Source organism: Fulvivirga marina, from assembly GCF_016775155.1.
Taxonomy (GTDB): domain Bacteria; phylum Bacteroidota; class Bacteroidia; order Cytophagales; family Cyclobacteriaceae; genus Fulvivirga; species Fulvivirga marina.
Window position 1 is genome coordinate 1 of sequence record NZ_JAEUGD010000015.1, and the last position, 436, is coordinate 436.

The window sequence follows — 436 nt, forward strand, 5'->3', positions numbered from 1 at the left end:
TGGATGCCTTTTTAACCTTTTAAACTATGGAACGAAAGAAAGCCAGTTGGGAAGAATCAATTGAACGTTATAAAAAACTTCTTGAGGAAGTAAAAGACCTGATTCACCATAATACGCTACTGGCGGAATACTATCAAATTACCAACAAGGAGTTTGCGTACCTTATTTATGAACATAATCTTTATGAGATTATGGCCGAGGCTAATAAATTGAAGGATTACGATAGGAACTTTCAATTTATGTACTTTAGCCTGAAGGGACAGGTAGAACAATTAAATCATCTTCAACAAGAGTTAACCGATCTGCTAATCAAAGACCCTTCAAATTGTCCCGATAACTGACGTTATGAGTAAAATCAAGATATACCAAGACCAATACGTTTACTACCTGCTTCAGGGCGGAAATGTAGCCGTATTTAATAACAAGTTAAAAATGG

At 35.6% G+C, this 436-nt stretch carries 1 protein-coding gene; it reads left to right on the forward strand.

Annotated features, from left to right (window positions below):
- The first annotated feature begins 26 nt into the window (after nt 1–26).
- On the forward strand, nt 27–341 hold the full coding sequence (locus JMN32_RS04405) for a hypothetical protein (protein WP_202855080.1): 315 nt from the start codon (nt 27–29) through the stop codon (nt 339–341).
- Nucleotides 342–436: the final 95 nt, after the last annotated feature.

What these genes read in the sequence shown, in the direction of transcription:
- JMN32_RS04405 (WP_202855080.1), top strand. Translation starts at nt 27, where the DNA reads ATGGAACGAAAGAAAGCCAGTTGGGAAGAATCAATTGAACGTTATAAA.